Source organism: Streptomyces olivaceoviridis (assembly GCF_014650115.1).
GTDB classification, from domain to species: domain Bacteria; phylum Actinomycetota; class Actinomycetes; order Streptomycetales; family Streptomycetaceae; genus Streptomyces; species Streptomyces olivaceoviridis.
The window spans coordinates 71,242-84,275 of the sequence record NZ_BMUI01000011.1 but is presented as its reverse complement, the minus strand read 5'-3'; the positions used below and the strand labels follow the sequence as shown (position 1 = coordinate 84,275).

Genomic DNA, 13,034 nt, shown 5'->3' with positions numbered 1-13,034 from the left:
GGCAGGGGGGTCTGACAACGGCCCCGGCCTGCGGGTTCGGCCCTCGTCAGTCCTGGCCGGGCTCCGTGGCTCCGGTCGCCGACTCGGCTGCCGCGGCGGCCTCCTTCTTCTGTTCCAGCAGCAGTGACAGCACCTTGCCGACGTACTCCTCGGTGCCCGCCTTGGTGATGCCGAGGCCGGTGAGGACGCCCTGGCCGTTCTCGTGCTCCAGCAGGGCGAGCAGGAGGTGCTCGGTGCCGATGTAGTTGTGGCCGAGCCGGAGGGCCTCGCGGAAGGTGAGTTCCAGGACCTTCTTCGCCTCGGGTCCGTAGGGGACGAGGTCGGGGACGTCGTCCGAGGCGGGTGCGAGCGCGGCGGTGGCGGCCTGGCGTACGGCGTCCAGCGGGACGCCCTGCGCGGTGATCGCCTTCGCGGCCAGGCCCTCGGGCTCGGCCAGCAGCCCGAGGAGCAGGTGCTCGGGGCGGCCCTCGGCGTTGCGGGCGGCCACCGCCTCGTTGTGCGCGGCCATGACCACGTTCCGCGCGCGGGGGGTGTAGCGGCTGAAGCCCTGGCTGAGGTCGAGGTCGGTGGACTCCTTGGGCACGAACCGTTTCTGGGCCGCCTGCCGGGTCACGCCCATGCTGCGTCCGATGTCGGTCCAGGAGGCGCCCGAGCGGCGGGCCTGGTCGACGAAGTGCCCGATCAGGTGGTCGGCCACGTCACCGAGGTGATCGGCGGCGATCACCGCGTCTTGGAGCTGCTCCAGGGGTTCGCTGTGCACCTTCTTGATCGCCTCGATGAGGTCGTCGAGGCGCACGGATGCCGTGATGTTCGCGTTGGTCGCCATAGTGTCAACCGTAGGTTGCGCTCTCCCGGCTGTCAACTGATGGTTGACACTTCTCGGTCACCCCTCCGGGAGTCTCTCCCTCCCGGCTTCGGCGCGTTTTCCACAGCCTGTGGACAACGATCGGGTGCTGTCGGTGGGGCGTGGCACGATCGACAACGTGACCAGCACTGCCAGCACCGTCGAACGGGCCTTCCGGGCCGCCCTCTACGACGACACCGACACCGGCCTCGACACGGGCGCCTCCCTGCTCGCCGCCGACCCGGGCGCCGACGCCGAACTCACGCGGAGGGGCGAGGACTTCGTGGCCGGGGCCTGGAGGCGCGGCTGGCAGCCCGCCGACGTCGTACGGCTGGTGCGGCGCGAGCTGGACGACGCGCACGTCCGCCTGGCCGCCGCCTTGATCCGGGCGCAGGCCGGGCGGGACCGCCCGCGCGGGCGCCGCTGGACCGACCAGCTCGCGGCGCTGCCCGCCGGCCCCGACCGCACCGCCGACCGCTTCTCGCACGCCACGGCGGTCCTGGAGCTGTACCGCCTGCTGCTTCGCCTGCCCTCGCTGGAGCCGCTGGACGAGGAGCCCCGGCGTGCCCCCGGTCCGGCCGCCTCCCGCATGCTCACCCGCATCCGCGCGCTGCTCGCCAAGGCCGAGGCCACCGGCTACCCGGAGGAGGCCGAGGCGCTCAGCGCCAAGGCACAGGAGCTGATGGCCCGGCACAGCGTCGACGAGGCGCTGCTCGCCGCCGAAGCGCCCGCGCCGGACGCGCCCGGCGCCTGCCGCATCGGGGTCGAGCCGCCGTACGAACAGGCCAAGGCGGTCCTGCTGGACGCGGTGGCCACGGCGAACCACTGCCGCGCGGTGTGGAACGAACCGCTGGGCTTCTCCACGGTCGTCGGGTTCGAGGCGGACCTGGAGGCGGTCGAGCTGCTCTACACCTCGTTGCTGGTGCAGGCCACGCACGCGATGACGAAGGCGGAGGCCGCCCAGAGAGCCGGCGGGCGCAAGCGGACCAAGACCTTCCGGCAGTCGTTCCTCGCGGCCTACGCGCACCGCGTCGGCGACCGGCTCGCGGCAGCCGCCGAGACCCAGGTGACCCAGGACCTGCTGCCGGTGCTGGCCACACGCGAGACGGCCGTCACCGGCCGGCTGGAGCACATGTTCCCGGAGACCACGACGACCCGGCTGCGGGGGGTCAGCGACGCGGCGGGCTGGACGGAGGGCGCACGCGCGGCGGACCAGGCACAGGTCAGAGCCCGCCCGCGCCTGGGCTGACGGCCAGTCACCGACCGGCCCGGCTGCCGACCGGCCCGCTCGCCGACCTTGCTCGCGTGCCGACCGGCCCGGTCGGCAACCCGCTTGCTCGCCGCTCTGCCCAGTCGCCAGTCCCGCCCCCGCGCCGCCCCGCCCCGCCCAGCCACCGACCCACTCGCTCGCCGCGCCCGGTCGCCGACCGCTCCCGTGCCGGCCGGCCCAGCCGCCGACCGCTCCCGTGCCGACCCGCCCGCTCGCCGCCGCGCTCAGTCGCCAGCCCCGCTCCGCCTCGCCCCGCTCCGCTCCCGCCTCGCCCCGCTCAGTCGCCCACCTGCTGGAAGGCGCTCACGGACGCGTCCGGGCCGCTTCCGTCGGCCTTGCCCGCGACCGGGCCGTACTTCCACGGGAAGGTCCGGCTGGTGTCCGAGCCGGGCAGGGTGATCTTCACGGTCTGCGCCGCGACGGCGTTCTTGGCGCCCTCCGCACCCCGTACATAGCTGATCGAGAAGGACGCGGAGTCGCCCTTGGCGAGCTTCAGCTTCTGGGCCTTCGCGCCCTTGAGCACGGGTACCCGGGCCTTGGAGCCGCCCCCGTTCAGCTCGATGTCCGGGAAGTCGTCCAGGGTGCAGGGGGCGCTCTGGTTGGTGATGCTGACCGGGATCTCGCCGGTGTCCCCGGCGGCGGGGGCCACGCTGGCCGCCCCGATCTCCAGCGAGACCCCGCCGATCTCGCAGGCGGAGCCGCTCTTGCCGCTCTTGTTCCCGCCGCTGTCGTTGCAGGCGGTCAGCAGCAGAGCGGCGGCGAGAGCGGTGACGGTGAGCGGAATGGCGCGCATGAGCAGGTTCCCATCGAGGTGGTGACGGTCTCCCCCGCATCATGGCCCCTGCGGTCGGGACGCGATCACGCACCCCGGCCCGATTCACCACTTCAGATGGTGCTCAACGGCGCGGAGGCCGCGAAAGCGTCACCGCCGCACCGGCACCGTCGGCAGCCCCGACGGCAGCTTCCCGCCCTCCGCCTTGGTGTACGTCTCCTGCCCGGCCTTGCCCGACCACGTCACCTTCAGCGTCGTACCGTCCACCGAGTCGACCATGCCGGTGGTGCGGTCCTTGTCCCCGCCGGCGCAGGTCAGGTGGATCATCTGCATGCCGTCCTCGGCGCCCGCCGTCCCGCTGCACACGGTCCCGCCGGTCGCGAAGATCCCGGCCTTCTTCCCGGTGACCACCAGGGCCACGATCTTGCCGCCGGCGGTGGTGATCCAGCTGCCCTGGAGCCGGGTGGAGGCACCGGCGGGGGAGTCCGCGCCCGGCGACGGGGCCGCGGTCGCGCTCGTCGAGGGTGACGCCGAGGTGCCGTCCCCGCCCCCGGAACCGCCGCCGCTGCACGCCGTGAGCGCCAGCGCGCCCGCCAGCCCCGCGGCCAGGGCCACGCCCCGCCCCCGCGCGGTAGCCCGCACTCTCGCAGTCGCACCAGTCACCGGAAGCTCCCTCAGCGATAGCGGCCGGCCGCCCTCGCCGGCCGGCCCGCAGCGCAAGCTACCAGCAGTGACCAGGAGGACTTCCGCAGGCCGGGCGGGAACCCCCGGTGGGCGGCCGTCAGCCCGGTCGCGGTCGCGAACGCGAACGTGGGCGGCGGGAACGGGAAACGTCCCACGGCTGCCCGTCCAGTTCCCCCCGTCCGTAGGAAACTCCCTACGCTTGACTGGTAGGGAAACCCCTACCTATCGTTGCCGGCATGACCATCACGCACGCCTCCTTCGTCACCCTCCCCGTCGCCGACCAGGACCGCGCCCTGCGTTTCTACCGCGACGTGCTCGGTTTCGAGGTCGCCGTCGACCGGGAGACGCCCCAGGGCCGCTGGCTCCAGGTGGCCCCCGAGGGCGCCCAGACCGTCTTCACGCTCTCGGGGCCCGGCATGGGCGGTTTCGAGCCCGGTTCCGCGCGGGGGATCATGTTGGTCACGACCGATGTCGACGCCGACTGCGCCCGGCTGGCCGCGGCCGGCGTCCAGGTGCAGGGGCCGGACGACGTCCCCTGGGGGCGGATGGCCTCCTTCGCCGACGCCGACGGCAACGGTCTGATGCTGCTGACGGAGAAGGAAGGCTTCTGACCGCTCGATGAACGGGACGGGTACCGCCGCCGAGGACCGCGTCTTCGCCGCGCTCGCCAACGCCACCCGCCGCGAGGTGCTGCGGCTGCTGCGCGAGCGCGGACCGCAGCCCGTGCAGGCCCTGGCCGACCACTTCGACATGCGCCGCCCGAGCCTCTCGGAGCACCTCAAGGTGCTCCGCAAGGCCGGCCTCGTCTCCGAGCGGCGTTCCGGACGGCAGCGCGTCTACCGCCTGGAGGCGGCTCCGCTCGCCGATGTGCAGGACTGGCTCCATCCGTACGAGCGGTTCTGGCGCGAGCGGCTGAAGGGCCTCGGCGATCTCCTCGACCGCATGCCCGACGATGAACGGTCATGAACGCAGCACCCGGACCTGACGCGGACGACCTGACCACGATCCGCGTCGATCAGTTCTTCCCGCACGAGCCCGCCAAGGTCTGGCGCGCCCTGACCGACCCCGACCTGCTGGCCCGCTGGCAGATGCCCGGTGCCGAGGACTTCCGGCTCCGGGTCGGACACCGGTACCGGATGACCTCCGTCCCCCGTCCCAACGCCCGCTTCTCGGGTGTCGTAGAGGTGGAGGTGCTGGCCTACGACACCGAGCGGATGCTGTCCCTCCGCTGGGCGGATGCCGATCCGGCCAACCCGGTCGACTGGACGATCACCTGGACCCTGGAACATGAGGGGCGCGGTACGCGTCTCTTCCTAGTGCACGAGGGGTTCGATCCGGACGACCCCGCCCAGCTGATGGCTCGGAAGATCATGGGCGGGGGCTGGAGGGGGCATGTCCTGCCTGCTCTGGGGCAGACGCTGGAACGGCTTCGGTAAAGCGGACGTCAAGACTGTAACCGCGGCACCACTCCCCGTGCACGTGCATTTGCTCATGCACCTGCACGTGAACAGAGCTATGATCCGAGTCAGTTGACTACAGCATCTATGGCCTCACCAGCCAGTGCACCACTCGGGGAGCGACCTGTGGACCGCGACGTTGACGGCGTGTACGGGGGGTACGACGTGTACAACGGCATGGCTGCCACGCAGCTGGACGGAGTGGCCTGGCAGAAGAGCAGGCACAGCAACTCGCAGGGCTCCTGCGTGGAGTTCGCGCGGCTGCCGGGGGGTGAGGTCGCCGTACGGAACTCGCGGTTCCCGGACGGGCCGGCGCTCGTCTACACGCGCGCGGAGATCGAGGCGATGCTCCTGGGCGTCAAGGACGGCGAGTTCGATCATCTGATAGCCGGCTGACGCCGGCCCTCCGCTCGTGCCGCGCCGCTGGCAACGATGTCGGCCGTGCGGACCGACGCGGAGCGGTGGACGCGCGTAGAACCGGCTGAGCCCGCGTGTCCGCCGGTGCCGTACCGGATCAGCCGGCCGTGTGCAGCCGGAACAGCGCCCAGACCACCTTGCCGTCGAGCGCGCCCACGAGCGGGTGCCAGCCCCAGCTGTCGGCGAATGAATCGACGAGGAACAGCCCCCGGCCCGACTCGGCCGAGAAGTCGTCCGAGTCCCGTGGGACCGGGCTCTCGTGGCTCGGGTCGCGCACCGCGCACACCAGCCGCTCGGTCCAGCGCATCAGGTGCAGCCGCACGGACGGGTGCTCCTCGCCCCCGCGCGGCGCGGCCGGCACCGCGTGGCGCAGCGCGTTGGTGACGAGTTCGGAGACGACGAGACAGATGTCGTCGAAGCGGTCACCGACGTCCCACTGCTCCAGGGTGCGCCGGGTGAAGCGCCGGGCCTCGCGCACCGCCTCGAACCGGGCGGGCAGGGCGCAGCAGGCAGCCTCGGACACGGCCGCGGGATCGAGCGGCGGAAGGCCCTGCCGTAGCGGCTTGAGCATGGTCGATCCATTCGTTCCCATGCGAGGCACTCCCGGGAATTCGCGGTCGTTGCGATGCAGCGGTGGCGCGGCACCATGGTTTCGGATGCGCACAGCAGATGCAAGGGCAGATGCACGTGCACGCGACCGAAATGGCACCCCCCGTACCGCTTCTTGGTCATTTTTTCTGCCATCTTCACGATGTTCCCGCCAGAGGTCCGGACCTTTTCCCGGCCCGCACCCGGTGGAAACGGGCGCGCTCTTTCCGTTTCCGTAACCGGACGAGTACTGCTCGAAGTGATTTAGTGGCAGACTTCGGCCCCTGAAGACGGTTGGGGAGGCTGGCGAAAGTGAGCGCGGGAGAGCCCGGATCGGTGGTGCGGCGGATGCTGCTCGGCTCGCAACTCAGGCGACTGCGGGAAGCGCGGGGGATCACGCGTGAGGCGGCGGGGTACTCGATCCGTGCCTCGGAGTCGAAGATCAGCCGGATGGAGCTGGGCCGGGTGAGCTTCAAGACGAGGGACGTCGAGGACCTGTTGACGCTGTACGGCATCACGGACGAGGCGGAGCGCGAGTCGCTGCTCTCCCTCGCTCGGGAGGCCAACGTGGCGGGCTGGTGGCACAGCTACACCGACGTCCTGCCCAGCTGGTTCCCCACCTATGTGGGCCTGGAGGGCGCCGCCTCGCTGATCCGCGCCTACGAGGTGCAGTTCGTGCACGGCCTGTTGCAGACCGAGGAGTACGCCCGCGCGGTGGTCCGGCGCGGCATGAAGGGCGCGAGCGTCGCCGACGTCGAACGCCGGGTCGCGCTGCGCCTGGAGCGGCAGAAGTACCTGCTCGCCGAGAACGCCCCCGAGTTCCACATCGTCCTGGACGAGGCCGCCCTGCGCCGCCCCTACGGGGACCGCGAGGTGATGCGCGGCCAGCTCCAGCACCTGATCGACATCTCCGAGCGGCCCAACGTACGGCTCCAGGTCATGCCCTTCAGCCTCGGTGGGCACTCCGGCGAGAGCGGCGCCTTCACCATCCTCAGCTTCCCCGAGTCGGACCTGTCCGACGTGGTCTACCTGGAGCAGCTGACCAGCGCCCTCTACCTGGACAAGCGCGAGGACGTCGCCCAGTACGAGCAGGCCCTGAAGGAACTCCAGCAGGACAGCCCCGGTCCGGACGAGAGCCGCGACCTCCTGCGCGGTCTGCTGCAACTGTCCTGACCGGCCCCAACTTCCTTGACTCGCAAGTAGGATGACGTGCGATCAGACCTGGCGTGGATCTGTGGCCGCTAGCGATTGAGGGATCACATGTCGTCCTACTTCACCGACCTGGCCCAGCAGTACATCGACGGCGAGTGGCGGCCGGGCACCGGCTCCTGGGACGTCATCGACTTCAACCCCTACGACGACGAGAAGCTGGCCTCGATCACGGTGGCCACGGTCGACGAGGTGGACGAGGCCTACCAGGCCGCCGCCCGCGCCCAGAAGAAGTGGGCCGAGACCAGCCCCTACACCCGGCGCGCGGTCTTCGAGCGGGCCCTCAGGCTGATAGAGGACCGCGAGCAGGAGATAGCCGACCTGATCATCGCGGAGCTGGGCGGCACACGCGTCAAGGCCGCTTTCGAGCTGCACCTCGCCAAGGAGTTCCTGCGCGAGTCGGTCCACCTCGCACTGCGCCCCGAGGGCCGGATCCTGCCCTCCCCGGGCGAGGGCAAGGAGAACCGCGTCTACCGCGTGCCGGTCGGTGTCGTGGGAGTCATCAGCCCCTTCAACTTCCCGTTCCTGCTGTCGCTGAAGTCGGTCGCGCCGGCCCTCGCGCTCGGCAACGCCGTGGTGCTCAAGCCGCACCAGAACACCCCGATCGCCGGCGGCACCCTGCTCGCGAAGATCTTCGAGGACGCCGGGCTGCCCGGCGGCCTGCTCAACGTCGTCGTCACCGACATCGCCGAGATCGGTGACGCGTTCCTTGAGCACCCCGTCCCGAAGGTCATCTCCTTCACCGGTTCGGACAAGGTCGGCCGGCACGTCGCCACCGTCTGCGCCAGGAACTTCAAGCGCGCCGTCCTCGAACTGGGCGGCAACAGCGCCCTGGTGGTGCTGGACGACGCCGACATCGACTACGCGGTGGACGCGGCGGTCTTCAGCCGGTTCGTGCACCAGGGCCAGGTCTGCATGGCCGCCAACCGGGTCCTCGTGGACGCGTCGGTGGCCGACGAGTTCACCGAGAAGTTCGTCGCCAAGGTCCGCGGTCTCAAGGTCGGCGACCCGCGCGACCCGCAGACCGTGATCGGCCCGGTGATCAACTCCGCGCAGGCGGGCGCCGTCTCCGGCACCGTGGAGCAGGCGCTCGCCGAGGGCGCCACCGCCCTGGTGCGCGGCACCACGACCAACAACCTGGTCGAGCCGACCGTGCTGACCGGCGTCCCGGCCGGTTCCCCGCTGCTCCAGCAGGAGGTCTTCGGCCCCGTTGTCTTCCTCCTCACCTTCGACGGCGAGGAGGAGGCGCTCCGGCTCGTCAACGACACCCCGTACGGCCTCAGCGGCGCCGTCCACACGGCCGACATCGAGCGGGGCGTGGCCTTCGCCAAGCGGACCGAAACCGGCATGTTCCATGTGAACGACGGCACGGTCCACGACGAGCCGATCGTGCCCTTCGGCGGCGAGAAGCACTCCGGCCTCGGCCGTCTCAACGGCGAGACCACGCTGGAGGCGTTCACCACGGTCAAGTGGATCTCGGTGCAGCACGGGCGCAGCGCGTTCCCGTTCTAGTCGGGACCTTGCGTCGTCGCCTCCCCCTGCCGTCGTGCCCCCGTCGTCCCGCAGCCGACTTTTTCGGCGCCCTTTCGGTGCGCGGGCCATTGCGGACAGCATCTGACCGCAATGGCCCCTAGCGTCGTCGGTGCCGGGGAGAACGGTCCCCGGCGCACCGGTCCGACGAAAGGCGGTACGCCATGGTCACGCACGTTGCGGCGGAGGCGAACGGCGACGAGCGCGGGGCACTGCTCGCGTTCATCGAGGAACAGCGCGGAGGCATCCGCCGGGCACTGCTCGGGCTGACCGAGGAGCAGGCCCGTACCCGCCCCAGCGTCAGCGAGCTGTCCCTGGGCGGTCTGCTCAAGCACGTCGCCGAGGTGGAGCAGAGCTGGATCGCCCGGGCGAAGCAGGAGCCGCCGGCGGTGCGGCGCGACGAGTCGAACTGGCACGAGACCTTCCAGCTAGTCGGCGACGAGACGGTCGCCTCGCAGCTGGCGTACTGGGAGCAGGTGGCCGCCGGGACGGAGAAGTTCATCCGCTCCGCGCCCAGTCTGGACGACACCTTCCCGCTGCCGCCCGACCCCTGGTTCCCGCCGGAGGGCCGTGTGTCGCTGCGCTGGCTGTGTCTGCACCTGATCCGCGAGACGGCCCGGCACGCCGGCCACGCCGACATCATCCGCGAGTCCCTGGACGGGAAGACCGCGTTCGAGCTGGTGGCGCTGGAGCAGGGTGGCTCCTGGGGGTGATCGCGGGGTCCTAACCTGGACCCCATGTCAGCGATCCGTCTCCTCGTGCTGGGCGCGGTCCGCCAGCACGGGCGGGCCCACGGTTACCAGGTCCGCAACGACCTGGAGTACTGGGGCGCGCACGAGTGGTCCAACGCCAAGCCGGGGTCGATCTACCACGCCCTGAAGCAGATGGCCAAGCAAGGGCTGCTGCACGCGCACGAGATCGCGCCGTCCACGGCCGGCGGGCCGCCGCGGGTGGAGTACGAGATCACGGACCGGGGCGAGGACGAGTTCTTCCGGCTGCTGCGCGAGTCCCTGGTCGCCTACGACCAGAAGATGGACCTCCAGTCCGCGGCCATCGGCTTCCTGGTCGAACTGCCCCGCGCCGAGGCCCTGGAGCTGCTGCGGGAGCGGATCCACCGGATCGGGCAGTGGCGGACCGCCGTCACCGAGCACTACGTCCCCGAGGACGGCCCGGAGCGGCTCGGCCACATCGGGGAGATCATGAACCTCTGGGTCCACACGGCCGACTCCGACGCGGCCTGGACCCAGGGGCTCATCGACCGTCTGGAGGCGGGCGCGTACACCTTCGCGGGGGAGGGCGAGCCGTTCGTGGGCGTGCTCACGGAGGGGCAGGAGAACCCGTACGCGACAGGGGAGCGGCATCCGGAGGACGACCGCTGAGGCCCGGCGGCGCACCGGGGCGGCTCCGGCCGGCTCCGGCGGCGCTCCTCCCGCCCCCGCGGACAGGACCTAGTGGTGGAAGCCGGTGGCCGCCTCCTTGTCGTGGGTCAGGGGGTGTGGCTGGCGGCGCAGCTCCGGCAGCAGGCGGGCCAGGTCGTCCAGGAACAGGTCGGCCAGGTCGTGCGAGAAGCCGTTGCGGCACACGATCCGCAGCACGGACAGGTCCTCACGGTTGGCGGGGAAGGTGTAGGCGGGCACGAGCCAGCCGCTCTCGCGCAGCCGCCGCGAGACGTCGAAGACGTCGTACGAGGTGACGTGGTCGGCGGTGGTCAGCGCGAACACGGGGAGCTGGTCCCCGCGCGTGAGCAGCCGGAAGTCGCCGAGCGCCTCGATCCGGGAGGCGAGCGAGGTCGCCACGTCCCGCGTCGACTGCTGCACCGCCCGGTAACCCTCACGGCCCAGCCGCAGGAACGTGTAGTACTGCGCCACCACCTGGGCACCGGGCCGGGAGAAGTTCAGCGCGAAGGTCGGCATGTCGCCGCCCAGGTAGTTGACCCGGAAGACGAGTTCCTCGGGCAGCGCCTCCCTGTCCCGCCACAGCGCCCAGCCGACACCGGGGTACACCAGCCCGTACTTGTGCCCGGAGGTGTTGATCGACGCCACGCGCGGCAGGCGGAAGTCCCACTCCAGGTCCTCGTCCAGGAAGGGCGCCACCATCCCGCCGGACGCGCCGTCCACGTGCACCGGGATGTCGAGCCCGGTCCGCTCCTGGAGGGCGTCCAGGGCGGCGCACAGGTCGGCGACCGGCTCGTAGGAGCCGTCGAAGGTCGAGCCGAGGATGCCGACGACCCCGATGGTGTTCTCGTCGCACAGTTCGGCGGCGGCCTGCGGGTCCAGATGGAAGCGGTCGCCCTCCATCGGGACCGTCCGGGCCTCCACCTCCCAGAAGGTGCAGAACTTCTCCCAGCACACCTGGACGTTGACGCCCATGACCAGATTGGGCCGCGCGCCCGGATAGCGGTCGGCGTTCCGCTTCGCCCAGCGCCGCTTCAGCGCCATCCCGGCGAGCATGCAGGCCTCGCTCGACCCGGTCGTCGAACAGCCGACGACCGCCGACGGGTCCGGCGCGTTCCACAGGTCCGCGAGCATCGCCACACAGCGCCGCTCCAGCTCGGCCGTGCGCGGGTACTCGTCCTTGTCGATCATGTTCTTGTCCCGGCACTCGCCCATGAGCACCCCGGCCTGCGGTTCCATCCAGGTGGTGACGAAGGTGGCCAGGTTCAGCCGGGAGTTGCCGTCCAGCATCAGCTCGTCGTGCACCAGCTGGTACGCCGTGGACGGCGGCAGCGCGGCGTCCGGGAGCCGGTGCGTGGGCGGGGCCTCGGTCATGCCGCCGACGGGGTTGGCCTCCCCGAAGAACGGGTTGACCGACAGCGTCCGCTCCTCGTGCTTCTCGGGACCTTTGTGCAGGGCCATCGGGCTGTGCCTCCAATGAAACGGGGGTCGGGAGTGAGTGGGGGGAGTCGGTTGGGAAGGTCATCGGACCGGGGTGCCGTCCTCGCGCAACTGCATCTGCGGGCGGCCCGTCACCAGCAGCCAGGCCGGCAGCGAGGCGACGCACAGCAGGGTGAGGGTGCCGGGCGAGCCGACCAGGACGGCGGCGGTGAACAGGCTCATCCAGGCCTGCCGGGTGATCGCCAGGAGCATGCCCAGGACGCCGCTGGCCACGCCCAGCGAGAGATGCACGGCCGGCACCAGCGCGTGGGCGCACAGGCCCAGGGCGGTGCCGACGAAGACGGCGGGGAAGATCCGGCCGCCCCGGAAGCCGCAGGTGGCCGCGACGAGCAGCGCGGCCAGCTTCACGACCGCCATCGTGGCGAACTGCCCCGCCGACCAGCCCTCCGGGTCGTGGGCCAGCCGCCCGATCTCCGTCACGCCCTTGAACAGCGTGAGCCGGCCGCCCAGGGCCGCGAGCGCCCCCAGTACGACCCCGCCGGCCGGAAGCATGAGCATCGGGTGCCGCAGCCGCCGGAAGGCCGCGTGGGCGTACGGGAAGGCGTGGACGGCGCACATGCCGAGCAGCGCGGCGACCGAGGCGACCACCAGGGCCGCCGGCAGGTCCCTCGCGTGCGGGTGGCCCATGGGCGGCAGGCCCAGGTCGAAGGTCGGACGGGCCACCAGGGCCGTCGTGAGCGCCCCGCACGTGCCCGCGGTCAGCGGCGCGAACACGTTGTCCCACAGCCGGCCCGGCATCGGCCGTCCCGCCAGCGCCTCGGAGATCACCAGCGCCGCCGCCACCGGCGTGCCGAACAGCGCGCCGATCGTCGCCGCCTCCGCCAGCACCGGCCACAGCGTGCCCGGCGTCCGGGGCAGGAAGCGCGCGCCGAGCCAGGCCGCGAGGCCCACGTTCACCGCGATGAGCGGGTTCTCCGGGCCGAGGCTCGGACCGCCGGCCAGCATGAGCGTGGTGGCCAGCACCAGGCCCGGCAGGACGGCCGGCGGCAGCACCGGCGCGTCCAGCCCGACGGTGGCCGGGTCGGGACCGGCGTGCCCGGGAACCTTCCACACCACCAGCCCGACGGCGATCCCGGTCGCCACGAGCACGACGAACATCCACAGCACGCTGAAGCGGCCCACACCGAGGGCGTCCGGCAGCGTCCCCCACAGCAGGCGCTGGAGTTCCTCCCCCGCCGTGCTCACCCCGACGAAGAGGAGACTCGCGGCCACGCCCACGAGAACGGCGGGCAGGATGAACGGCAGCAGAGCCCGTGCCGGGGCGCTCGGGGGCGCCTGCTGCGTCGTCTCCTGGGCCACGGGCTCACCATAAGCGGACGAAACATGCGCAACATCCGGAACGGCAGCATCTCGTACCACAGCATCCGGA

The 13,034-nt window shown here is 71.6% G+C and carries 15 protein-coding genes; 9 read left to right on the top strand and 6 right to left on the bottom strand.

The genetic code is table 11. The features are described 5' to 3' along the window. Positions 1 to 46 precede the first annotated feature (46 nt). Complete coding sequence (locus tag IE273_RS21660) at positions 47 to 826, bottom strand: Clp protease N-terminal domain-containing protein (RefSeq protein WP_189816834.1); 780 nt, start codon at positions 824 to 826, stop codon at positions 47 to 49. Positions 827 to 983: 157 nt separating this feature from the next. Here IE273_RS21660 and IE273_RS21655 point away from each other — a divergent pair, with 157 nt between their 5' ends. Then, positions 984 to 2,093 (top strand): DUF2786 domain-containing protein, encoded by a 1,110-nt coding sequence (locus IE273_RS21655; protein WP_189816833.1) that lies wholly within the window; start codon positions 984 to 986, stop codon positions 2,091 to 2,093. 298 nt (positions 2,094 to 2,391) lie between these two features. Here IE273_RS21655 and IE273_RS21650 read toward each other — a convergent pair whose 3' ends face one another. Beyond that, on the bottom strand, positions 2,392 to 2,907 hold the full coding sequence (locus IE273_RS21650; RefSeq protein WP_189816832.1) for a DUF4232 domain-containing protein: 516 nt from the start codon (positions 2,905 to 2,907) through the stop codon (positions 2,392 to 2,394). Positions 2,908 to 3,036: 129 nt separating this feature from the next. Then, positions 3,037 to 3,549: a hypothetical protein gene (locus tag IE273_RS21645; protein ID WP_373309376.1), complete on the bottom strand. Its 513-nt coding sequence runs from the start codon at positions 3,547 to 3,549 to the stop codon at positions 3,037 to 3,039. Positions 3,550 to 3,806: 257 nt separating this feature from the next. Between IE273_RS21645 and IE273_RS21640 the strand changes: the two genes are divergently transcribed. From IE273_RS21640 to IE273_RS21625, 4 genes are all read left to right on the top strand, one after another. Further along, complete coding sequence (locus IE273_RS21640) at positions 3,807 to 4,181, top strand: VOC family protein (protein WP_189816831.1); 375 nt, start codon at positions 3,807 to 3,809, stop codon at positions 4,179 to 4,181. Between the two features lie 7 nt (positions 4,182 to 4,188). Beyond that, on the top strand, positions 4,189 to 4,536 hold the full coding sequence (locus IE273_RS21635; protein ID WP_189816830.1) for an ArsR/SmtB family transcription factor: 348 nt from the start codon (positions 4,189 to 4,191) through the stop codon (positions 4,534 to 4,536). Then, entirely contained in the window at positions 4,533 to 5,006 is a 474-nt protein-coding gene (locus IE273_RS21630) for an SRPBCC family protein (protein ID WP_189816829.1), read from the top strand. The genes IE273_RS21635 and IE273_RS21630 overlap by 4 nt, the downstream gene beginning before the upstream one ends. Before the next feature lie 147 nt (positions 5,007 to 5,153). Further along, the gene (locus IE273_RS21625; RefSeq protein WP_014674096.1) at positions 5,154 to 5,423 is read left to right on the top strand and encodes a DUF397 domain-containing protein; all 270 of its coding nucleotides are present in this window, start codon (positions 5,154 to 5,156) and stop codon (positions 5,421 to 5,423) included. Between the two features lie 118 nt (positions 5,424 to 5,541). On the opposite strand, the gene IE273_RS21620 is transcribed toward IE273_RS21625, so the two are convergent. Continuing rightward, entirely contained in the window at positions 5,542 to 6,036 is a 495-nt protein-coding gene (locus IE273_RS21620; protein WP_189816828.1) for an ATP-binding protein, read from the bottom strand. Positions 6,037 to 6,368: 332 nt separating this feature from the next. Here IE273_RS21620 and IE273_RS21615 point away from each other — a divergent pair, with 332 nt between their 5' ends. From IE273_RS21615 to IE273_RS21600, 4 genes are all read left to right on the top strand, one after another. Next, the gene (locus IE273_RS21615) at positions 6,369 to 7,205 is read left to right on the top strand and encodes a helix-turn-helix domain-containing protein (RefSeq protein WP_506005260.1); all 837 of its coding nucleotides are present in this window, start codon (positions 6,369 to 6,371) and stop codon (positions 7,203 to 7,205) included. Between the two features lie 87 nt (positions 7,206 to 7,292). Next, positions 7,293 to 8,753 carry an aldehyde dehydrogenase family protein gene (locus tag IE273_RS21610; RefSeq protein ID WP_189816827.1) on the top strand — a complete coding sequence of 487 codons (1,461 nt, stop codon included), beginning with the start codon at positions 7,293 to 7,295 and terminating at the stop codon, positions 8,751 to 8,753. 182 nt (positions 8,754 to 8,935) lie between these two features. Continuing rightward, complete coding sequence (locus IE273_RS21605; RefSeq protein WP_189816826.1) at positions 8,936 to 9,484, top strand: DinB family protein; 549 nt, start codon at positions 8,936 to 8,938, stop codon at positions 9,482 to 9,484. A 24-nt stretch (positions 9,485 to 9,508) separates the two neighbouring features. After that, complete coding sequence (locus IE273_RS21600) at positions 9,509 to 10,150, top strand: PadR family transcriptional regulator (protein ID WP_189816825.1); 642 nt, start codon at positions 9,509 to 9,511, stop codon at positions 10,148 to 10,150. Positions 10,151 to 10,219: 69 nt separating this feature from the next. Here the strand turns inward: IE273_RS21600 and gad are convergent, their stop codons facing one another. Beyond that, entirely contained in the window at positions 10,220 to 11,626 is a 1,407-nt protein-coding gene (gene gad / locus IE273_RS21595; protein ID WP_189816824.1) for a glutamate decarboxylase, read from the bottom strand. Between the two features lie 60 nt (positions 11,627 to 11,686). After that, complete coding sequence (locus IE273_RS21590; protein ID WP_189816823.1) at positions 11,687 to 12,964, bottom strand: ion channel protein; 1,278 nt, start codon at positions 12,962 to 12,964, stop codon at positions 11,687 to 11,689. Positions 12,965 to 13,034 lie beyond the last annotated feature (70 nt).

Coding starts and splice junctions, on each gene's coding strand:
- IE273_RS21660 (WP_189816834.1), bottom strand. CDS start 826: ATGGCGACCAACGCGAACATCACGGCATCCGTGCGCCTCGACGACCTC.
- IE273_RS21650 (WP_189816832.1), bottom strand. CDS start 2,907: ATGCGCGCCATTCCGCTCACCGTCACCGCTCTCGCCGCCGCTCTGCTG.
- IE273_RS21640 (WP_189816831.1), top strand. CDS start 3,807: ATGACCATCACGCACGCCTCCTTCGTCACCCTCCCCGTCGCCGACCAG.
- IE273_RS21635 (WP_189816830.1), top strand. CDS start 4,189: ATGAACGGGACGGGTACCGCCGCCGAGGACCGCGTCTTCGCCGCGCTC.
- IE273_RS21630 (WP_189816829.1), top strand. CDS start 4,533: ATGAACGCAGCACCCGGACCTGACGCGGACGACCTGACCACGATCCGC.
- IE273_RS21620 (WP_189816828.1), bottom strand. CDS start 6,036: ATGGGAACGAATGGATCGACCATGCTCAAGCCGCTACGGCAGGGCCTT.
- IE273_RS21610 (WP_189816827.1), top strand. CDS start 7,293: ATGTCGTCCTACTTCACCGACCTGGCCCAGCAGTACATCGACGGCGAG.
- IE273_RS21605 (WP_189816826.1), top strand. CDS start 8,936: ATGGTCACGCACGTTGCGGCGGAGGCGAACGGCGACGAGCGCGGGGCA.
- IE273_RS21600 (WP_189816825.1), top strand. CDS start 9,509: ATGTCAGCGATCCGTCTCCTCGTGCTGGGCGCGGTCCGCCAGCACGGG.
- gad (WP_189816824.1), bottom strand. CDS start 11,626: ATGGCCCTGCACAAAGGTCCCGAGAAGCACGAGGAGCGGACGCTGTCG.